21 protein-coding genes are annotated in these 20,962 nt (G+C 47.3%); 15 read left to right on the forward strand and 6 right to left on the reverse strand.

Translation table 11 applies throughout. The features are described 5' to 3' along the window. Positions 1 to 43: 43 nt before the first annotated feature. From sdhC to SHEWANA3_RS09060, 10 genes are all read left to right on the forward strand, one after another. Entirely contained in the window at positions 44 to 439 is a 396-nt protein-coding gene (gene sdhC, locus SHEWANA3_RS09015) for a succinate dehydrogenase cytochrome b556 subunit (RefSeq protein WP_011622410.1), read from the forward strand. Beyond that, positions 433 to 780 (forward strand): succinate dehydrogenase, hydrophobic membrane anchor protein, encoded by a 348-nt coding sequence (sdhD, locus tag SHEWANA3_RS09020; protein ID WP_011622411.1) that lies wholly within the window; start codon positions 433 to 435, stop codon positions 778 to 780. Before sdhC ends, sdhD begins: the two co-directional genes overlap by 7 nt. Then, entirely contained in the window at positions 781 to 2,547 is a 1,767-nt protein-coding gene (gene sdhA, locus SHEWANA3_RS09025) for a succinate dehydrogenase flavoprotein subunit (RefSeq protein WP_011622412.1), read from the forward strand. Between the two features lie 11 nt (positions 2,548 to 2,558). Continuing rightward, positions 2,559 to 3,266 carry a succinate dehydrogenase iron-sulfur subunit gene (locus tag SHEWANA3_RS09030; RefSeq protein ID WP_011622413.1) on the forward strand — a complete coding sequence of 236 codons (708 nt, stop codon included), beginning with the start codon at positions 2,559 to 2,561 and terminating at the stop codon, positions 3,264 to 3,266. 214 nt (positions 3,267 to 3,480) lie between these two features. Continuing rightward, positions 3,481 to 6,300, forward strand: a complete 2,820-nt coding sequence (gene sucA, locus SHEWANA3_RS09035; protein ID WP_011716733.1) for a 2-oxoglutarate dehydrogenase E1 component — start codon at positions 3,481 to 3,483, stop codon at positions 6,298 to 6,300. Between the two features lie 48 nt (positions 6,301 to 6,348). Beyond that, positions 6,349 to 7,542 carry a 2-oxoglutarate dehydrogenase complex dihydrolipoyllysine-residue succinyltransferase gene (odhB, locus tag SHEWANA3_RS09040; RefSeq protein WP_011716734.1) on the forward strand — a complete coding sequence of 398 codons (1,194 nt, stop codon included), beginning with the start codon at positions 6,349 to 6,351 and terminating at the stop codon, positions 7,540 to 7,542. 118 nt (positions 7,543 to 7,660) lie between these two features. Beyond that, the gene (sucC, locus tag SHEWANA3_RS09045; protein WP_011716735.1) at positions 7,661 to 8,827 is read left to right on the forward strand and encodes an ADP-forming succinate--CoA ligase subunit beta; all 1,167 of its coding nucleotides are present in this window, start codon (positions 7,661 to 7,663) and stop codon (positions 8,825 to 8,827) included. After that, complete coding sequence (sucD, locus tag SHEWANA3_RS09050; RefSeq protein WP_011622417.1) at positions 8,827 to 9,699, forward strand: succinate--CoA ligase subunit alpha; 873 nt, start codon at positions 8,827 to 8,829, stop codon at positions 9,697 to 9,699. The genes sucC and sucD overlap by 1 nt, the downstream gene beginning before the upstream one ends. Positions 9,700 to 10,078: 379 nt before the next feature. Then, complete coding sequence (gene rnk / locus SHEWANA3_RS09055; RefSeq protein ID WP_011716736.1) at positions 10,079 to 10,486, forward strand: nucleoside diphosphate kinase regulator; 408 nt, start codon at positions 10,079 to 10,081, stop codon at positions 10,484 to 10,486. 46 nt (positions 10,487 to 10,532) lie between these two features. Continuing rightward, positions 10,533 to 11,030: a GNAT family N-acetyltransferase gene (locus tag SHEWANA3_RS09060; RefSeq protein ID WP_041412603.1), complete on the forward strand. Its 498-nt coding sequence runs from the start codon at positions 10,533 to 10,535 to the stop codon at positions 11,028 to 11,030. Between the two features lie 93 nt (positions 11,031 to 11,123). Here the strand turns inward: SHEWANA3_RS09060 and fur are convergent, their stop codons facing one another. Then, positions 11,124 to 11,555: a ferric iron uptake transcriptional regulator gene (fur, locus tag SHEWANA3_RS09065; protein WP_011716738.1), complete on the reverse strand. Its 432-nt coding sequence runs from the start codon at positions 11,553 to 11,555 to the stop codon at positions 11,124 to 11,126. A gap of 256 nt (positions 11,556 to 11,811) precedes the next feature. Between fur and cobB the strand changes: the two genes are divergently transcribed. The 4 genes from cobB to corA all read left to right on the forward strand — a co-directional run bounded on the left by cobB (position 11,812) and on the right by corA (position 14,743). Beyond that, positions 11,812 to 12,555 carry a Sir2 family NAD+-dependent deacetylase gene (gene cobB / locus SHEWANA3_RS09070; RefSeq protein ID WP_011716739.1) on the forward strand — a complete coding sequence of 248 codons (744 nt, stop codon included), beginning with the start codon at positions 11,812 to 11,814 and terminating at the stop codon, positions 12,553 to 12,555. A 38-nt stretch (positions 12,556 to 12,593) separates the two neighbouring features. Further along, positions 12,594 to 13,043, forward strand: coding sequence for an ATP-binding protein (locus tag SHEWANA3_RS09075; RefSeq protein ID WP_041412993.1), 450 nt, complete (start codon positions 12,594 to 12,596; stop codon positions 13,041 to 13,043). A gap of 263 nt (positions 13,044 to 13,306) precedes the next feature. Further along, on the forward strand, positions 13,307 to 13,669 hold the full coding sequence (locus SHEWANA3_RS09080) for a hypothetical protein (RefSeq protein WP_011716741.1): 363 nt from the start codon (positions 13,307 to 13,309) through the stop codon (positions 13,667 to 13,669). A gap of 126 nt (positions 13,670 to 13,795) precedes the next feature. Then, entirely contained in the window at positions 13,796 to 14,743 is a 948-nt protein-coding gene (gene corA / locus SHEWANA3_RS09085; protein ID WP_011716742.1) for a magnesium/cobalt transporter CorA, read from the forward strand. Between the two features lie 80 nt (positions 14,744 to 14,823). Here corA and SHEWANA3_RS09090 read toward each other — a convergent pair whose 3' ends face one another. Further along, positions 14,824 to 16,086, reverse strand: coding sequence for an HD-GYP domain-containing protein (locus SHEWANA3_RS09090; RefSeq protein ID WP_011716743.1), 1,263 nt, complete (start codon positions 16,084 to 16,086; stop codon positions 14,824 to 14,826). Between the two features lie 116 nt (positions 16,087 to 16,202). Between SHEWANA3_RS09090 and SHEWANA3_RS09095 the strand changes: the two genes are divergently transcribed. Beyond that, positions 16,203 to 16,898: a 2OG-Fe(II) oxygenase gene (locus SHEWANA3_RS09095; RefSeq protein ID WP_011716744.1), complete on the forward strand. Its 696-nt coding sequence runs from the start codon at positions 16,203 to 16,205 to the stop codon at positions 16,896 to 16,898. A 15-nt stretch (positions 16,899 to 16,913) separates the two neighbouring features. Here the strand turns inward: SHEWANA3_RS09095 and SHEWANA3_RS09100 are convergent, their stop codons facing one another. The 4 genes from SHEWANA3_RS09100 to SHEWANA3_RS09115 all read right to left on the reverse strand — a co-directional run bounded on the left by SHEWANA3_RS09100 (position 16,914) and on the right by SHEWANA3_RS09115 (position 20,919). Then, positions 16,914 to 18,263, reverse strand: coding sequence for a sensor histidine kinase (locus SHEWANA3_RS09100; protein ID WP_011716745.1), 1,350 nt, complete (start codon positions 18,261 to 18,263; stop codon positions 16,914 to 16,916). Next, a complete protein-coding gene (locus SHEWANA3_RS09105; RefSeq protein ID WP_041412604.1) occupies positions 18,254 to 18,928 on the reverse strand; it encodes a response regulator in 675 nt (224 codons plus the stop codon). The genes SHEWANA3_RS09100 and SHEWANA3_RS09105 overlap by 10 nt, the downstream gene beginning before the upstream one ends. A 173-nt stretch (positions 18,929 to 19,101) precedes the next feature. Then, a complete protein-coding gene (locus tag SHEWANA3_RS09110) occupies positions 19,102 to 19,449 on the reverse strand; it encodes a hypothetical protein (protein WP_011716747.1) in 348 nt (115 codons plus the stop codon). A gap of 156 nt (positions 19,450 to 19,605) precedes the next feature. Continuing rightward, positions 19,606 to 20,919: a dicarboxylate/amino acid:cation symporter gene (locus SHEWANA3_RS09115; protein ID WP_011716748.1), complete on the reverse strand. Its 1,314-nt coding sequence runs from the start codon at positions 20,917 to 20,919 to the stop codon at positions 19,606 to 19,608. Positions 20,920 to 20,962 lie beyond the last annotated feature (43 nt).

The following is a 20,962-nucleotide window of genomic DNA, read 5'->3' on the forward strand; positions in this document are numbered from 1 at the left end:
AAAGTTTGTACAAAAGCGGTTCACATAACAAAAAAAATGCTCAATGGAGCTGAGTGAGCAGAACGTGAAAAAGCAAAGACCTGTCCATTTAGATCTGCAGACCATTCGCTTTCCTGCAACAGCGATTGTGTCAATTCTTCACCGTGTATCCGGTGTCATCATGCTGTTCGCTGTTGGCATTCTTATTTGGTTGCTAAATTCATCTTTAGCCTCCGCTGAAAGTTTCGCAGGCGTACAATCTCTGTTTGATAACTTCGTCGTGAAGTTCATCATGTGGGGCATTTTGACTGCACTGGCTTATCACTTATTCGGTGGCCTACGCCACTTAGTAATGGATACCGGTCGTTGGGAAGAGTTGGCTTCGGGCACCGCCTCAGCGAAAGCTGTATTTGTACTGACGGTAGCCTTTTCAATTTTAGCGGGGTTATGGGTATGGTAACCAATGCAGCAAGTTTTGGACGCAGTGGTGTTCATGACTTTATTCTACTACGCGCTAGTGCAGTAATCCTCGCCTGTTACACCATTTTCATGGTTGGCTTTATTGCATGTAGTTCCCCTCTCACCTATGACGTTTGGCACGGCCTGTTTAGCGCTCTGCCAATGAAAGTGTTTACCCTGCTTGCGCTAGTTGCACTGCTTGTTCACGCCTGGATTGGTGTATGGCAAGTATTGACGGATTACGTCAAGTGCACTTCGTTACGCGGTGTTTTACAGTTCACCTTCGTCGTCACCGTCTTTTGTTATCTGGCGGCCGGCATTGTTATTGTGTGGGGTGTCTAAGTGAGTATTCCAGTACGTGAGTTTGATGCTGTAGTGATTGGTGCCGGCGGTGCTGGTATGCGCGCAGCATTACAGATTTCTAAAGAAGGTAAGAGCTGTGCGCTTTTATCTAAAGTATTCCCAACCCGTTCTCATACTGTTTCTGCGCAGGGTGGTATCACCGTTGCGTTAGGTAACGCCCATGAAGACCATTGGGAACAACACATGTACGATACCGTAAAAGGTTCCGACTTTATCGGTGACCAAGACGCTATCGAATTTATGTGTCAAACCGGTCCAGAAGCCATTATTGAACTCGAGCACATGGGTTTACCCTTCTCTCGTTTCGATAACGGTAAGATTTACCAACGTCCTTTCGGTGGTCAATCTAAAAACTTCGGTGGTGAACAAGCGGCGCGTACCGCTGCAGCAGCAGACCGTACTGGTCACGCACTGCTTCACTGCTTATACCAACAGAACGTTAAACACAAAACCCAAGTGTTTTCTGAGTGGTATGCCCTCGATTTAGTGAAAAACCAAGACGGTGCCATCGTAGGTTGTACTGCGATTGAAATCGAAACGGGTGAAATCGTTTACTTCAAAGCCAAAGCCACTGTACTCGCGACTGGCGGTGCTGGTCGTATCTACGCATCAACCACAAACGCACACATCAATACCGGTGACGGTGTTGGTATGGCAATGCGTGCTGGTGTTCAGATGCAAGATATGGAAATGTGGCAATTCCACCCAACCGGTATCGCTGGTGCGGGTGTACTTGTGACTGAAGGTTGTCGTGGTGAAGGCGGTTACCTGCTGAACAAAGACGGCGAGCGTTTCATGGAGCGTTATGCTCCAAACGCCAAGGACTTAGCATCTCGTGACGTGGTAGCACGTTCTATGATGACTGAAATCCGTGAAGGCCGTGGTTTAGATGGTCCATTAGGCCCACACTGCTTGCTGAAACTCGACCACTTAGGTAAAGAGACCTTAGAAGCCCGTCTACCAGGCGTGTGTGAACTTTCTCGTACCTTCGCGCATATCGATCCGGCCGATGGTCCAATCCCTGTTCTGCCAACCTGTCACTATATGATGGGTGGTCTGCCAACGAAGGTGAGCGGTCAAGTTATTCGTAAGAATGACGACGGCAGCGAGCAAGATGTGGTTGGTTTATTCGCAGTAGGTGAGATTGCCTGTGTGTCTGTACACGGTGCTAACCGCTTAGGCGGTAACTCTCTGCTCGACTTAGTGGTCTTTGGCCGCGCTGCGGGTCAACACTTGGGTAAAGCACTCGATGAGACTGCGGATCCAAAAGATGCGACCGATGCGGAAATTCAAGCGACTTTAGCACGCTTAAACCGCTGGGAAAGCAACAAGTCTGGCGAAGACCCAGCGCAAATCCGTAAAGATTTACAACTTTGCATGCAATTAAACTTCTCTGTATTCCGCCGTGGCGATGCAATGGCAGAAGGTTTAGAGCAGTTAAAAGCTATCCGTAAGCGTTTAGAAAATGCCAAGTTGTCTGATAATTCTCGCGAATTCAACACTCAACGTATTGAATGTTTAGAGTTAGACAACCTGATGGCGACGGCAATTGCCACCGCTTATGCTGCTAACTTCCGTACAGAGAGCCGTGGTGCTCACTCACGTGAAGACTATTTAGAGCGTGATGATGATAACTGGTTATGTCACACCCTGTTTGACCCTGTGACTGAAACCATGGACCGTCGTGCTGTGAATATGGCGCCTAAGTTACGTGAAGCATTCCCGCCGAAGAAACGTACCTACTAGGAGTTGCAAAGATGAAATTGGAATTTGCAGTTTATCGTTACAATCCTGATGTAGATACAAAACCTTACATGCAGGATTACAGCCTCGAAGTGGCTGAAGGCTCTGACATGATGGTGCTTGATGCACTGATCAAGTTAAAAGAACAGGACCCAACGTTAGCGTTCCGTCGCTCATGCCGTGAAGGTGTTTGCGGTAGTGACGGTGTGAACATGAACGGTAAAAACGGTCTGGCTTGTATTACGCCAATCTCTACCTTCAAAGGTAAGAAGTTGGAAATTCGTCCACTGCCAGGTATGCCAGTCGTACGTGACTTAGTGGTTGATTTAACTCAGTTCTACAAGCAGTACGAGAAGATCAAGCCGTTCCTCATCAACGATGAGAAGATGCCTGCTCGTGAACATTTACAGTCACCTGAACAGCGTGCGCATTTAGATGGTCTGTACGAATGTATCATGTGTGCATGTTGTTCTACGGCTTGTCCATCGTTCTGGTGGAATCCTGATAAGTTTATCGGTCCTAGCGGTCTGCTACACGCTTACCGTTTCTTGATCGACAGCCGCGATACAGCGACAGAAGAACGTCTTTCTGAGCTGGACGACGCCTACAGCGTGTTCCGTTGCCACGGCATCATGAACTGCGTTGACGTCTGTCCAAAAGGACTTAATCCGACTAAAGCAATTGGTCACATTAAGTCAATGCTGCTTAAGCGAGCTGTGTAATGCGAGAACCCGAGCTTAAATCAATAATAATATAGCTCTCGAAGAGTCACTTTCTGGGTATAGAAGGTGGCTCTTTTGTGTATGTAATGGAAGACAACGCGCCGTGAAATCTGGATATCTAGGGGCGGCAAAATTTATGCGTCGAAGGTAATTGCTTGAGATTGCATATAAAAACTATGGCTAAGCACGTGTATAAAGTTTGAAAGGAATAGCAATGCACCAAGGCATCATGAAAGCCTGGCTCGAATCATCTCACTTAAGTGGTGCAAATTCGACCTACGTAGAAGAGATGTATGAAGCCTATCAAGAAGACCCACAGTCAGTCTCTGACGATTGGCGTGCGGTATTTGATAATCTCCCTCCGGTGAACGGTGCTTCTAAAGACGCGCCTGAAGCGGCTCACTCCAAAGTACGTGATTATTTTCGCAGTTTAGCGATGGACGGACGTCATAAGAGCGCAGCTCGTGTGACCGATCCTGAGTTGGATGCTAAGCAAGTTAAAGTGCTACAGCTGATCAACGCCCACCGTTTCCGTGGTCACCAAGGGGCTAACCTCGACCCGTTAGAATTGTGGAAACGTGAACCTGTTGCCGATTTAGATCCCGCATTCCACGGTCTGACCAAAGAAGACATGGAACGTGAGTTCAACACTGGCTCGTTCGCCCACGGCGGCGAAACCATGAAGCTGGCTGACTTAGTCAAAGCGCTAAAAGCCACTTACTGTGGTTCGATTGGCGCCGAATACATGCACATTACCGATACCGATGAGAAGCGTTGGATCCAACAACGTCTCGAACCATCCTTAGGTAAAGCCAACTACGATAAAAGCGTTAAGACCCGCATTCTCGAAGGCCTAAATGCTGCTGAAGGCATTGAAAAATATTTAGGCGCTAAATTCCCTGGTGCAAAACGCTTCTCGTTAGAAGGCGGCGATGCGTTAGTCCCTATGATGCGCGAAATCATTTACCGCGCAGGCGAAGCGGGCACTAAAGAAATCGTAGTCGGTATGGCTCACCGTGGTCGTTTAAACGTACTGGTGAACGTGTTAGGTAAGCGTCCAGCAGAACTGTTTGACGAGTTCGCCGGTAAGCACGCCGATACCCACGGTTCAGGCGACGTAAAATACCACCAAGGCTTCTCTTCAGATTTCGAAACGCCGGGCGGCAACGTGCACTTAGCACTGGCCTTTAACCCATCACACCTTGAAATCGTTAACCCTGTGGTTATGGGCTCTGTCCGTGCTCGTCAAGACCGCCGTGGTTGTAAAGACGGTTTACAGGTGATGCCAATTACGATTCACGGTGACTCTGCAATTGCTGGTCAAGGTATCGTGCAAGAGACATTCAACATGTCTCAAACCCGTGGCTTTAAAGTGGGCGGAAGCATCCGTATCGTTGTAAACAACCAAGTTGGTTTTACAACGTCAAACCACTTTGATGTGCGTTCAACTGAATACTGTACTGACATCGCTAAGATGGTTCAGGCACCGATTTTCCACGTGAACTCTGACGATCCAGAAGCCGTTGCCTTTGTTGCTCAGCTTGCTGTTGATTACCGTAACGAGTTTAAACGTGACGTGGTGATTGACTTAGTGTGTTACCGTCGTCATGGCCACAACGAAGCTGACGAGCCAAGTGCAACTCAGCCATTGATGTATGCCAAGATCAAGAAACACCCAACGCCACGTAAGATCTACGCTGACAAACTGATCGCTGAAAACAGCATCGGCGCTGATGAAGTGACCAGCATGATCAACACCTACCGTGACGCCTTAGACCAAGGTGACTGTGTGGTGAAAGAATGGCGCCCAATGACACTGCACACAGTGGATTGGACTCCTTACATTGGCCGTGAGTGGGACGAAGTGTATCAAGCATCTCTACCACTTGAGCGTCTGCAAAATCTGGCTGACAAGCTCAGCTACGTGCCAGAGAGCCACCCACTGCATTCACGCGTTGCTAAGATTTACGGCGATCGCGTTGCTATGGCGAAGGGCGAGAAATTACTCGACTGGGGCTTTGCTGAAACCTTAGCGTACGCCACGATTCTTGAAGACAACAAGCGCGTTCGCATTACGGGTCAAGACTCTGGCCGTGGTACTTTCTTCCACCGTCACGCGGTTCTGCACAACCAAAACGATGCAACCACCTATATGCCGCTGCGCAACTTGTCTGAAGACCAAGGTCCAATCGACATCACAGACTCAGTATTGTCTGAAGCGTCAGTACTGGCCTTCGAATACGGCTACACCACAGCAGAGCCTGGTGGTCTGGCGATTTGGGAAGCTCAATTCGGTGACTTCGCTAACTGTGCGCAAGTGGTTATCGACCAGTTCCTGTCGTCTGGTGAGCAGAAGTGGGGCCGTTTATGCGGTTTGACCATGCTGTTACCACACGGTTACGAAGGTCAAGGTCCAGAACACTCAAGTGCCCGTTTAGAGCGTTTCTTGCAGCTGTGTGCTAACCACAACATGCAAGTGTGTGTGCCATCAACGCCAGCACAGGTTTACCATATGCTGCGTCGCCAAGTGGTGCGCCCAATGCGTCGTCCACTGGTGGTGATGTCACCTAAGTCATTGCTACGTCACCCATTAGCGGTTTCTAGCATGGAAGAATTGGCTAATGGCACCTTCCAAAACGTGATCGGTGAAATCGATACGTTAGAAGCGAGCAAAGTCGATCGCGTCGTGTTCTGTAGCGGTAAGGTGTACTTCGAGCTACTGGAAAAACGCCGTAAAGAAAACATCAACAACATCGCAATAATCCGTGTCGAACAGTTATATCCGTTCCCACATGAAGAAATGGTTGCAGCCTTAGCTGACTACCAACATGTGACCGATTTTGTATGGTGTCAGGAAGAGCCGCAAAACCAGGGTGCTTGGTACTCTAGCCAACATCACTTCTGGGCTGCTATCCCTGCGGGTGCAAAACTGACCTATGCTGGCCGTGAAGCATCTGCTGCACCAGCCTGTGGTTACCCTGAGCTGCATGCTCACCAACAAGAATCTTTAGTGAACAGTGCCCTAAAGCTGTAATAGCTAAGACTGTAGTAATAGACATTTTATAAAAAAGGATCGTTTTTCATGAGTATCGAAATCAAGGTACCCGTACTGCCAGAATCTGTTGCCGATGCAACTATCGCCACTTGGCACGTAAAAGTGGGTGAGCAAGTTTCTCGTGATCAAAATCTGGTTGATATTGAAACTGACAAAGTCGTACTGGAAGTGGTTGCACCAGAAGATGGTCACATCGGTGAGTTCCTGTTCCAAGAAGGCGACACCGTTCTGGGCGAGCAAGTGATTGCTAAGTTCATCGCGGGTGCGGTTTCTGGTCAAGAAGTGACTAAAGCCGAAGCTGAAGCTGCTGCACCTGTTGCCGCTGCTGCAACTGAAGAGTCTAACGATGCATTAAGCCCATCAGTACGTCGTTTACTGGCTGAGCACAATGTTGATGCGAGCAAAGTGAAGGGCACTGGTGTCGGTGGCCGTATCACTAAAGAAGACGTTGAAGCCTTTATCAAGTCTGCGCCTAAAGCTGCTGCCCCTGCGGCTCCTGCGGTACAACCACTCGCTGCGGGTCGTAGCGAGAAACGTGTTCCAATGACTCGTTTACGTAAGACTATCGCTAACCGTTTATTAGAAGCGAAAAACTCTACTGCAATGCTCACGACGTTCAACGAAGTGAACATGAAGCCAATCATGGATATCCGTAAGCAATATCAAGATATCTTTGAAAAGCGCCACGGTATCCGTTTAGGTTTCATGTCTTTCTACGTGAAAGCGGTAACCGAAGCGCTGAAACGCTTCCCAGAAGTAAACGCGTCAATCGACGGTGATGATATTGTTTACCACAACTACTTCGACGTCAGCATCGCGGTATCGACTCCTCGTGGTCTGGTCACTCCAGTATTGCGTGATACCGATACTATGAGCCTAGCTGATATCGAAAAAGCAGTCCGCGATCTGGCGATCAAAGGCCGTGATGGCAAGCTGACTGTGGCTGATATGACTGGCGGTAACTTCACAGTGACTAACGGTGGTGTATTCGGCTCGTTAATGTCTACCCCAATTTTAAACCTGCCACAAAGCGCGATTTTAGGCATGCACGCCATTAAAGACCGCCCAATGGCAGTCAATGGTCAGGTTGAAATCCTGCCCATGATGTACCTAGCTCTCTCATATGACCATCGTATTGTCGATGGCCGTGAGTCAGTTGGCTTCTTAGTCGCCATTAAAGACTTCTTGGAAGACCCAACTCGTCTGCTACTTGACCTATAATCTAATGCGCTAAACGATAAAGTTTAGCCTGTTAGTTAAAGACAAGCGTCAGACATACCCTCGTGACTGGCCCCGTGGGGCCAGTTGGATTTGATTAGAAGTATACGGATAGATCATCATGAATTTGCATGAGTATCAGGCAAAATCCCTATTTGCCGAATATGGTTTACCAGTGTCAGAAGGTTTTGCATGTGATACAGCCCAAGAAGCTGTAGAAGCGGCAGGCCGTATTGGCGGAAATTTATGGGTTGTTAAGTGTCAAGTACACGCAGGCGGCCGCGGTAAAGCGGGTGGCGTTAAAGTCACTGGCGATAAAGAAGAAATCAGAGCCTTTGCCGAACACTGGTTAGGCAAAAATCTGGTGACTTATCAAACTGATGAGAAAGGTCAGCCGGTTGCTAAAATTTTAGTAGAAAGCTGCACTGACATCGCTAACGAACTGTACTTAGGTGCAGTAGTTGACCGCGCTACCCGTCGCGTAGTGTTTATGGCGTCAACTGAAGGTGGTGTTGAGATTGAGAAAGTGGCCGAAGAAACGCCAGAACTCATTCACAAAGCGATCATCGATCCACTGACTGGTCCTCAACCATACCAAGCACGTGATCTTGGCTTCAAACTGGGCTTAAACCCAACTCAAATGAAGCAATTCACCAAGATCTTCATGGGTCTGGCGACTATGTTCGTTGATCACGATTTCGCTCTGCTGGAAATCAACCCACTGGTTATCACCACTGAAGGTAACCTGCACTGCTTAGACGGTAAAATTGGTATCGATGGTAACGCACTGTTCCGTCAAGCAAAAATCAAAGCAATGCACGATCCATCTCAAGATGACGCCCGTGAAGCTCACGCTGCAATGTTCGAACTGAACTATGTTGCGCTAGACGGAAACGTAGGTTGTATGGTGAACGGTGCTGGCCTAGCGATGGGTACTATGGACATCGTTAACCTGCACGGCGGCAAGCCAGCTAACTTCCTCGACGTAGGTGGTGGCGCGACTAAAGAACGTGTTGCTGAAGCATTCAAGATCATTCTGTCTGACAGCAATGTGAAAGCCGTTCTAGTTAACATCTTCGGTGGTATCGTACGTTGTGACATGATCGCAGAAGGTATCATTGGCGCTGTTAAAGAAGTTGGCGTTAAAGTTCCAGTTGTAGTGCGTTTAGAAGGTACTAACGCTGAATTAGGCCGTGAAGTATTAGCTAAATCAGGTCTTGATATCATTGCAGCTAACAGTCTGACTGATGCGGCTGAGCAAGTAGTTAAAGCTGCGGAGGGCAAATAATGTCTGTATTAATTAACAAAGATACCAAGGTAATCTGCCAAGGCTTTACCGGTGGTCAAGGTACTTTCCACTCTCAACAAGCTATCGATTACGGTACGCAAATGGTTGGTGGTGTATCTCCAGGTAAAGGCGGTACTGAGCACTTAGGTCTGCCAGTGTTCAACACTGTGAAAGACGCTGTGGCTGCGACTGGCGCAACTGCTTCTGTTATCTACGTTCCTGCTCCTTTCTGTAAAGATGCAATCCTTGAAGCAATCGACGGTGGTATCGAGCTGATCGTATGTATCACTGAAGGTATCCCAACACTGGATATGCTGGAAGTGAAAGTGAAGCTAGAAGAAACTGGCGTTCGCATGATCGGTCCTAACTGCCCAGGTGTTATCACTCCAGGTGAATGTAAGATTGGTATTATGCCAGGCCACATCCACTTAAAAGGAAAAGTGGGTATCGTTTCTCGTTCAGGTACGCTGACCTATGAAGCGGTTAAGCAAACTACTGACGAAGGTTTCGGCCAATCTACTTGCGTAGGTATTGGTGGTGACCCAATCCCAGGTACTAACTTCATCGACGTATTGGAAATGTTCCAAAACGATCCACAGACTGAAGCCATCGTGATGATCGGTGAAATCGGTGGTACTGCTGAAGAAGAAGCGGCGGCTTACATCAAAGCTAACGTGACTAAACCAGTTGTGTCTTACATCGCGGGTGTAACTGCTCCTGCTGGTAAGCGTATGGGTCACGCGGGTGCGATCATTGCTGGCGGTAAAGGTACTGCTGCTGACAAATTTGCTGCATTAGAAGCAGCGGGCGTGACAACTGTCCGTTCGTTAGCGGATATCGGCAAAGCGCTGCGTGCTAAAACGGGTTGGTAATCTAACCGTTAACACACGAAAAGGCGCCTAAGGCGCCTTTTTTATTGCGTGTCTGTTAGCGAGTGCTGAGCAGTAAAGTGTGAGAATGGGCAAAGCTAACACCGCGCGGGCTAGCATTTTTATTTACAAAGGGTTAGATTGAGCCTCTCTACCAAGCGTCATCACCTTATTGACGTGTGAATGCATTCGTAGAGCCACAACCCTAAGCCCTGCGCTTATGGCACCACGGCTGTTCAGCAATAAATCTTGTACTTAATTACCACGCGATTGCGGCATTAAGCTGCGAGCGTATTTTTATATCGGTTTATCCCATTGGGGGAGGATAGGCCAGCACAGATGTTTAACCCTAAGGGACATCTATTTACACGAGGGAAAGACTGTGAAAACACCAAAGATCATTATTTCAGAAATCGATTTAGAAAGACTCGAGCGTCTGTTGGAGTCATTACCGGCGAACGCCTTCCCAGGGCGTGCGGCATTGGAGGCGGAACTCGACCGGGCCGACATTGTGCCCGCAGCGCAAATGCCCGGTAATGTGGTGACGATGAATTCTGAAGTGAGATTTAGCGTGTCATCCAGTCAGGATACCTTCTGCTTACGGTTAGTCTATCCAAAGGATGCGGCAGGTGAGGGCACCATTTCTATTCTCGCTCCCGTGGGCAGTGCCTTATTGGGCTTATCCCAAGGGGATGAAATCGAATGGCCAGGCCCAGGTGGCTCAATGGTCAAAGTGCGTATCGAAGAAATCGTTTATCAGCCAGAGCGTAGCGGTGACTTCCACCGTTAATCGCGCTGGATATTCGTGTGTAGAGGGCAATATGAAGGAAGCCAAAATGATTATACAAACAGAGCGTTTAATACTCAGGCCATTTACCGAGCAGGATATCGATGCCCTCTATTTGATGAACAGTAACCCTGCGATGTTGAAATACATTCCAACCGTGCCTTTTACTGAGCGTGAGCAGGCACGTGAACTGTTCCATAACGTGATTTCGCAGGATTATCAGCAGCGAGGATTTGGTCGCTGGGCGGTGGAGCATAAAGCCGATAATAAAGTGATTGGCTTTTGCGGACCAAAGTTTATTCCTGAATATAACGAAGTCGAAATTGGCTATCGCTATTTCCCCGAGTATTGGGGCAAGGGGATTGGTACCGAAGCTGCTCAAGCGGCAATTAGCGTGTTCCCGCAGTTTGGCATTACGCAAATCATTGCATTGATCCTAGAGGGTAACATTGGCTCTGAAGGCGTTGCTAAACGCATAGGCATGCATTGGCGTGAACCTAGCGAGTTTATGGGGCATAAAGTGAATGTCTACGCAAAGGTGCTCTAACAGTGCCTGAGCGTTTCAATAAAAAAACCAGCCTAGATGGCTGGTTTTTTTATTAGGCCTGTCTGGTTGATATCCAGATTGAGCTAAATCTGCTTACTCGTCGTTATGATCGCACTTATCGTTAGTGCAATGACCGTACAAATATAAGCTGTGGTTAGTCAGTTTAATGTTGTACTTGCTAGCGATCTCGTCTTGACGACGTTCAATCACTTCGTCTGAAAACTCAATCACTTTGCCGCAAGAGAGGCACACTAAGTGATCGTGGTGGTGTTGAGTCGATAACTCGAATACCGCCTTGCCACTTTCGAAGTGGTGGCGAGATACGATACCGGCATCATCAAACTGGTTTAATACACGGTAAACTGTTGCTAGACCAATTTCTTCACCTAAATCGAGCAGTTTCTTGTATAAGTCTTCTGCACTGATATGTTGGTTTTCAGGTCCTTGCATCAGTTCGAGGATCTTGACTCGTGGCAGGGTGATTTTCAAACCGGCTTTTTTGAGCGCTTGATTTCCATCTGTCATTGCTAATCTCTTGATTGCAGAACCAATAGGTTCATCCGTGGATAGTGAATGCCATTATAGGGGGTCAAATTAAAAACTTAAACCTTTGTTCTAGCTTTATGGGTCTATATGCAGATAAATTGTGTCACTTAGCGCGAAATTGCAATAAATTGCGGCAATTCAAGCATAGTTTTTGTAAGGTTATACCAAGGAATAATGTTCACGACGCGCAAATGTCGGGACAATGGACAGAATAATTACAATAAAAGGAAGCGGTATGTACCAGCATATTGTGGTGTTAACTGGCGCGGGCATTTCTGCCGAATCGGGATTACGTACCTTTCGCGATCAAGATGGTCTATGGGAAGAACATCATATTGAAGACGTGGCCACTCCCGAAGGTTATGCCCGCGATACCGAACTGGTTGAGCGATTTTATAACAGTCGTTGGGAGCAATTGCACAGTGGCGCCGTGATGCCCAATGCGGCGCATCTGGCGTTAGCTAAGCTAGAGGCGGAATTTGCCGGGCAATTATTGATTGTGACTCAAAACATCGATGACTTACATGAAAGGGCTGGCTCACGGCGCTTATTGCACATGCATGGGGAATTATCCAAAGGTCGCTGCCCACGCTCTCGCCAAACTTTTTTATTGAGAGAACCCTTCGGCCCCAATAACTGTTGTACATGCTGTATTCCTGCGCAACGATTACGCCCCCATGTGGTGTGGTTTGGTGAAATGCCGCTGGGGATGGACAGAATTCACGATGCGCTCGATAACTGCGATTTGTTTATCGCCATTGGCACCTCTGGCACTGTGTATCCGGCGGCAGGGTTTGTCGATACGGCCAATCATCATGGCGCGCAAACGGTGGAAGTTAATTTAGTCACACCCGACAGGCATAGCCAGTTCCAATATCATTTAACCGGTAAGGCGGGGGAGTTGGTGCCTAAATTAGTCGATACCATACTCGCAGGCAAAGTGATTGGCTCCGATTTAGCCGAGTCTGATCTAATCTGATTTAACTGGGCTGATTAAAAACAATGAGCAGCGAGCGTATGACGCAAAAACTGGCGATTATTATGCGAGGATTGCCGGGCAGCGGTAAATCCCATTGGGTCGAGCAGTTTGTTGCTAATCAGCCCTTAGAACAGGCGCTGCGCGTCCGTCAAGGCGGCATTTTTTCGACCGATAGTTTTTTCTACGAAGGAGAGGAGTATCGATTCGATGCGAAAAAACTCTCCGAATACCATCAACGTAATTTAACCGCGTTTATTCACGCGCTCAGTAGCGCTCTGCCTATCGTGATTTGTGACAACACTAATCTTTGCCGCTGGGAATACATGGCCTATGAGGCGGCAGCGAAAGCCTTAGGTTATCAAGTGCGTATCGTACTGGTGGGCGAGCCTTTGGACCGCGCGCATCAACAATTGTGCGCTGAGCGTAATCGTCATGGTGTGCCGCTAAATCAAATACGGCGTATGGCCGCGCAGTTTGAGGCATTCTAGGGCGCCTCATCTGCCGCTGTGTAGATGGCATTTAGCGTGTCATCGCTTTGTATTGACTCGACTTTCAATTGACTTGACTTTCAATTGACTCGATTTTCTCAGTTAAGTGATAAGTGATAAGTTGTCATCTTCTGCTGTTAGTTTGATATAGGTGTCAGCGGCTATGCCGTCGCGATATTGTGTTGCATAAGCTTGATCTTAATGACAGTTTCGCATTTCAATGTCGATTATAATCAGCTAAGTCCCGCCCTCAGGAGTGTTCCTTGTTAACAAAACTGCTGCTCACATTAGCCGTTATCATTATGGCGATTTTACTGCTGGCTAATCGACGACCTAAGCAGGCGTCTGCCTCTTCGGTGGATCTTCCGCCGATGCCGAGTCTGTGGCGCCGTTACGGCATGCGGGGCGCATTTTTACTGCTGGGGCTCAGTCTTTTAAGCTACAGTGTGTGGTATTGGCGCGATCAACATAAAGTCGTGACTGTGACGATAGTGTCCCCTGCCGGGGTGTTATCCGGCGTGTACAAGGCGCGTAAAGGGGATATCTCTGAGGCCAAAATGGTGACGGTTGAGGGCGTACATATTCGCTTTTCTAATGCGGAGCGGCTGGAAATTCTCGAAGACTAACACAGATTTATTTTATGAATTTATCGCTCCCGCCTTTTCATTACTAAGTTATGCGTTAAACTAGCGACAATTTTTTAGCCTGCACTTAAGTGGACTTTTTAGCTTAAGTTTTTTTCAGGAGGACACATGATTACTGCCTATGTCTACGAAAACCGTCAACTGACGGTCACTGAGATTAACACACAAGACAGTATTCCGGCGTCGACCATATGGTTGGATCTCTATAAACCTGATGATGCAGAGCGAGAATGGTTAAGTCGTTTTTCCGTTGAAGAAGTGCCCGACGAAGAGGATATCAACGAGATTGAGGCCTCGGCGCGTTTTTATCAAAACAGCGACGGCTTACATATCAATTCGTTATTCCCCCAAAGAGTGGGGCAAGACGTGCGTGGGGTGAACGTTTCCTTTAACCTGCGGACGAATTTCCTGTTAACCATACGTGAGGAGGATGTCGGCCTTATCCGTTTGTTGCGTAACTATTTACGTTTAGGGCGACTCGAAGTCTCAACCCCGCAGGAATTATTCCTCGAGCTGTTTAATCTCAAAGTGGATTACCTCTCCGACTTGATTGAAGACGTGTATACCGTGCTCGAAAACGTCGGTGAACAAGTGTTCGACAGCGAAGAACTCGATGATGTGTTTAAGCTTATTACCTTGCAGGAAGACTCTAACGGTAAAATTCGATTGAGCTTGCTCGATACCCAGCGCTCACTGCGTTATATGCAGCGCTACTACCGTGGCCAATTGTCCGATGAACATTTGAAAGACTTACGGGAAATGCTCTCGGATATCGAGTCGTTAATGCCCCACAGTCAGTTTATCTTCGATAAGTTAAACTTCCTGCTCGATGCTGCCATGGGTTTCAGTGGCTTACAGCAGAATAAGATCATTAAAATCTTCTCGGTTGCCGCTGTGGTGTTCCTACCGCCCACCTTGATTGCCAGCAGTTACGGGATGAACTTCCATGGTATGCCTGAGTTAGGTTGGCAATATGGTTATCCGATGGCAATCATGATGATGCTCGCCAGTGCTGCGGGAACGTATTTCTTCTTTAAACGTAAGCATTGGCTGTAATAGACATTCAATGATTTCGAAAGAGACAAAAAGCCGGAGTCACTCCGGCTTTTTATTGGGCAAATGAATCTCTTTATGGATTATTTACGACTATCGCCGCCAAAATAGTAGCTCACGCGCTCGCGAGGATTGAGGTACTCGTGTACTTTTTCAGGCAGTGCGGCGGGCGGCAGACAGCGGACTATCGTTATCCCTTCGACTTCAAGATCGACAATCGGCGCCTGATCTTTGGGCACCAGTGCATCATACACAAGGATTTTCGGGCAAAGTAGTTTTTGCAGATTGACCGACATCACCATGGCATATTGACCGCTCGACAACTCCACCACGCTCCCTGGCGGATAAATGCCGAGCATTTTGATCATCTTACCAATATATTCCTGATTTAATTTGGTTTTGTACTGCTTATATAAATAGCCCAAGGCGGCATAGGGCATACGCGCCTTACCCTGATTACTCGGATAACAAAGCGAGTCGTACTCGTTTACGACGGCTAACAACTGGGAGATTTTATCCAGATCTGCTTCCTTTAACCCTTTTGGATAACCCGTACCATCGAGAAACTCATGGTGATTGGTAATAGGAGGCAAGGCGGCTTCAGGGAAGTTATCGGCCAGTTTAAGCAGTTCAATCCCCAGCAGCGGATGTTGCTTGATAAAATTCAGCTCTGGCGCCGACCAAGGTGTAGTCTTTTTCAAAATTTGCGGCGGCACTTTGAGTTTGCCGACATCGTGAAATAACGCACTTAAGCCTACTAATTCGATTTCGCTGCGATCCCATTCCATCTCTTTGGCGATGAGCATAGAGAGAATGGCTACGTTTAATGAGTGGTAGTAAATGCTCTCATCCTGTTTGGCATCACTCATTAAATGCAGTACTAGGTTATCGGAGGTTAACAATTGCTCGACAATGGTATGGACTAAATCCTTGGCATCATCTACTGCATTGAGTGGGCGATTGCGAAGCTTAGCAATAAGACTGCGCATCATAGCTACTGAGCGGGTAAAGTTTTGCTCGGTTTTATGGATATCGCGGCGCAGCTTTTTTTGCACTTCAATTTGCTCGGCCTTGTATTGATCCATGTCGTTTTTTAACACATTGATCTCGGCCGTCGGCGGCAATTTTATTGGATTAACGGCATCTGGATTTAAGGGGGAGGTTTCACTGCGCTCTAAATCGACAATCACGAATTCGATGCCCAGATTTTTAATGAGCTCAATCTGCGCAGCTTGTTTGATGTGAAAGCTACTGAATAAAAAAGGGTGATCTTTCCAAGCCACGGGCAAACGCACAAAATTGCCGACCTGTAATTGATGAACTGAAACTTTACAGCTTTTTTTCATATTCTTGTTATCGTGAAGCCAATGGGGTTATTTTATATCAATGATGCAGCTTTACAATTACTTAACTAACGTGTCAGCATAGTAAGGGTAGAAAATAGCCGAAGCACTGAGCATATATGGACTTTATTGAAGTATACCCTAATGCGTTACCCGATGACCTATGTGATCGTCTCATTCTTGCATTTGAACAACATGCCGGTGTGGTCGATGGTCAAACGGGTAATGGTGTCGACCTCGAAAAGAAGATCAGCCGCGATCTCACCTTAGATAATTTTGCCGATTTACAACCCATCAAGAATGAACTGTTATCTTATACCCTAAAGGGCACAACGGATTATTTTACTAAGTATTCGATGGCCTTAATGGGCGCGGTGGCGGTTTCGGTGAGTGACGAGCAAGGCCAAGCGGTAACCTTAACGCCGAATAATTTTGAGCGCCTCGGCAAGCCAAGAGCCGAAGCCTTAGTCAAATATTTGTACCGCAGTGGCAGTATCAATGTGCAGCAATATCAGCAAAATAAAGGCGGATATCCCCACTGGCATTCGGAGCAATTTCCCCAACTAAACCACAATGAGGCGCTGCACCGTGTCGTGCTGTATATGTTTTATTTGAACGATGTGGAAGAGGGCGGAGAAACCGAGTTTTATTACCAGCAGCGTAAGATTTCGCCAAAGAAAGGCACTATGGTGATTGCGCCCGCGGGCTTTACCCATTCCCATCGCGGCAATATGCCGATCAGTAACGATAAATATATTGCCACGTCATGGGTAATGTTTAACCGCGCCGAGCAGTTATACGCGGTATATGCATAAAATTCTAGGAATTATTTAGACGGGGATGCGAATGCGAAAGCGCGCGCCCTCTAAATGGCTTTCTTCAATGCTGAGTTCGCCGCCATAACTGCTGACAATCTCATCACATACGGCTAAGCCAATACCTTGGCCTGGAGATTGGGTGTCGGCTCTCACGCCCCGTTGAATGATTTTTTGGCGCAGCTTCTCTTCAACCCCAGGTCCGTCATCTTCGACGATTAATTCAAAATCACCTTGATCTGTATAGCGGGCGCTGACCTGAACTTGGCTGATACACAAACGGAAGGCATTTTCCATCAGGTTGCCACATAGCTCCATCAAGTCGCCCTTATTGCCCGGAAACTGCAGGTTTGTGGGAATGTTAGCCTTAAATTGCACCTGTTTTTCGCGATAAATTTTAAACAACATTTGCGCGAGTTGGTCGACGAGCGGGGCGATGGCGGTGTGTTCCTGCTTTAAGCCTTGGCGACCCAACATGGCACGTTTAAGTTGATATTTAACCAGTTGATCCATTTGGCTGATCTGCTCCATGATTTTTTCATTGGCAGATTGTTTACTGAGACTCGTGTCATCGGTAATGGCATGAACGGCGGCAAGACGGGTTTTTAGGCTGTGGGCCAGATCGTTCATCGCATTTTGATAGCGTTGCTGTTGCGCGCTTGATTGTTGTAAGAGTTGGTTAAGGGCTTGAGTAACCCCTTCAAGCTCAACAGGGTAACCCTCTGAAAGCGATTTCGTCTTACCTTGGTTAATCGATTGCAGTTCATTTTGCATCCGTACCAACGGACGCATCCCCCAATAAGCCGCACTGACCAGCAGAATGAGCGCGAGGGCGAGCACCATGGCTAAACGTATATAGGTGCGTTTACTGAATTTGCTGTATTCCTGCTCGAGTTTGGCGGCATCCTTCATCACCAGCAGGTTGTAATGTACTCCCGCGATTTCGACAGCGAGTAAATACACAAAGTAGCCTCTGTCATCGGCCATAGTTAGGTAGTAGGGCGGGGAGTCATTACGGATTTCGTTGAAACGCTCGCAGGTATCAAACAATCCTCGGTCAACTGCGAGGGAAGATGTCCACACTTGCTTAAATTTTTCATCGCAGCTCGCCATCACATAGCGTTCTTGCTTGTTATTTTCCTCCAACCAAGCGCTGGTGTCGGGGATCAAGTCATGTTCCCTCAACTCGGCGGCGACTTGGGGGATCTCGGCGATCAGCTGCGCAGTTTCTTCGTTGTAGCTATTTTGCGCATGCAGAATATTGACCATCCATGCGAGGCCAAATCCGACTAAGGTGATGATTGATAATGAGGTGAGAAACATCCGCGTGAGCAGACGTTTCTTCATTTTGAGTCTTAATTGCATGGCAGATTGAATTTATAACCTTGGCCACGGATGGTCACAATAGGGTTGTCTATGCCGTCGCGGGTGAGTTTTTTACGTAGACGGCTCACCATAACCTCAATGGTGTTAGGATCGCCTTCTTTGTCGCCGTAAATCACATCCAGTAGCCGCTGTTTGGCGACGACTTCATGGCAATGGCGCATCAGATATTCCAAGATGAGGTATTCAAAGGCAGTGACTTCCATGACTTCATTCGCGAGGGTGACCTGTTTAGCGGCAAGATCGAGTTTTAACTCACCACTGGTGATAACGGGTTTAACAAAGCCTGCGCTGCGTCTGACTAAGGCGTCGAGTCTGGCAACCAGTTCTTCTTTCTGGAAGGGTTTGACTAAATAGTCGTCGGCACCCGCGTTGAGGCCTTCAACTTTATCTTGCCAGTTAACTCGGGCCGTTAGGATTAAGATAGGCGCCTTAACGCCTTCTTCGCGTAATTGTTGTATAAGACTAATGCCGTCTTGATCGGGTAAACCTAAATCGACGATGGCCACATCGATGGGATAGTTAGTCGCTTGGAAGAATCCTTCCTTGGCGGTGAGGGCGACTTGAACTTGGTTGCCCAAATCGCTTAACTGTACTTTTAGATGGTGGGATAAAATAAGATCATCTTCAACAACCAAAATTCTCATAATTCTCATGCCTTAAAGTCGACTGGACTCAGTGTACGCAAAATATACGCGGGAGCCAAATATTGTCTTATTTTAGCCAATGGCAACTTAACCTCGGCTGACCAAGCTAAAGTAGTGGCTAAAATAAGTACTAATTTATTGTCTTTAAAGCAATTTAGTGATGTCTCGGATTGCTAGAATGCCGACTTGCTATAACGCGCTCTTTTGCGCCAAATTCCGTTCGCACTCCAGACCGCCCCAAGACTAAAGAGCATCACGCCGCCCATGATGATTGCCAGCCTTATCCAAGGCGCGCCGTGGGCGATACGCACTTGTACTGCATCGATCGCGGTTGTGCCCCAAACGATAACCACACTGATGAATAATATCGCCTGCAGTAGTCGAATGACGACAGGGTGTTTGATGAGTAAACCAAGAGGCGCGAATGCAAATAGGCCAGTTAATACAAGCTGGTCATAGCGTAGAAAATGCGCGCTTAACAGCCAAAAGGCGACAATAATCCAGCTCACTCTCCACCACATAGTTTTCCTCTCTATCTTTCTATATTGACGAGGTCTAATGTAATGGGTTTTAAAGGACTATTCTATTTGCTTGTTCACAAAATTAGGATAAGACAAATAAAAAAGCCCAACTGAGTTGGGCTTTTTAGTAGATATAGATGCATTCGAAAGTGAGGATTACTCTACTTTATGCACTTGTTCATCGAAGTTACTGGCGACTTTACCGGCTTGAGTATTGTTGAATACGGTTTCGTTAAATTCGCCTTCAGATTTGGCAATCACCACAGTCGCGACGCAATCGCCTGTTACGTTAACCGCGGTGCGCACCATATCCAGCAGTCGGTCAACCCCGATAATGAGGGCAATACCTTCAACGGGCAGACCAACTTGGTTAAGCACCATAGCTAACATGATCAAGCCTACGCCCGGAACCCCAGCAGTACCGATTGACGCTAAGGTCGCGGTGACAACAACGGCAGCATAATCGGTAATGGTTAACTCAATACCAAAGACTTGGGCGATAAATACAGTAGCGACACCTTGCATAATCGCCGTGCCATCCATGTTAATGGTGGCACCTAATGGCAGGGTGAAAGAGGCAATTTTATTATCAACACCGAGTCTGTGCTCAGACGCCTCAATCGTAATCGGTAAGGTGGCGTTTGAGCTTGCGGTTGAAAAGGCAAACAACTGCACATCACGCATCTTACGAATAAAGATCAGCGGATTTAAGCCTGAGAATAACTTAAGCAGGGTCGGGTAGACGATAAAGGCGTGGATGAGTAACACCACCAACACGACAAAGAAATACTTGACCACACTTTCGAATGTTCCCAAACCTAGCGTTAAAGCCAGTTTTGCCATCAGTGCAAACACCCCGTAAGGCGCAAGCTGCATGATCAGCGTAACGACCCGCATGATCACTTCATTTAAATCTTCAAATAACGCGGCAACACGTTTCCCACGTTCGCCAATATGCGCAATCGCAAAGCCAAAAATCACCGCAAAGATAATAATCTGCAGCATATTGCCTTCGCTCATGGCTTGCATCGGATTCGTTGGCACTATATTGATTAGGACGCTCGAAAGACTAGGCGCTTCTTTGGCTGTGTACTCCATTTTTTCGGAAGCGAGCGAAGCATTACCTGGATGAACTAATACCGCGCTGACAATGGCGAGAATTAAAGCAATCGCTGTTGTGAATAAATAAAAGGCTAATGTTTTGCCGCCTAAACGACCTAATTTTGAAGGTTCACTCAGTGAGCAAGTGCCACAAACTAATGAAATAAATACCAGTGGAACCACTAGCATTTTCAAACTTGAGATAAAGATAGTGCCGATAACATGTAAGAAACCTTCAGTAATATAGTCTTTTACGATATCGCTTTCTGGAAAGACGTTGCGGAGTATGAGACCTAAAGCAATACCTGTTGCCATACCGAACAGAATTTTGCTTGTAAGGCCGAATTTCTTTTGTAATAAGGTTGCCATGGGGATTCCTGTGTGTTTTTTATACATTCTAATATTGGCGACG

Source organism: Shewanella sp. ANA-3 (assembly GCF_000203935.1).
In the GTDB taxonomy this organism is placed as follows: Bacteria; Pseudomonadota; Gammaproteobacteria; order Enterobacterales; family Shewanellaceae; genus Shewanella.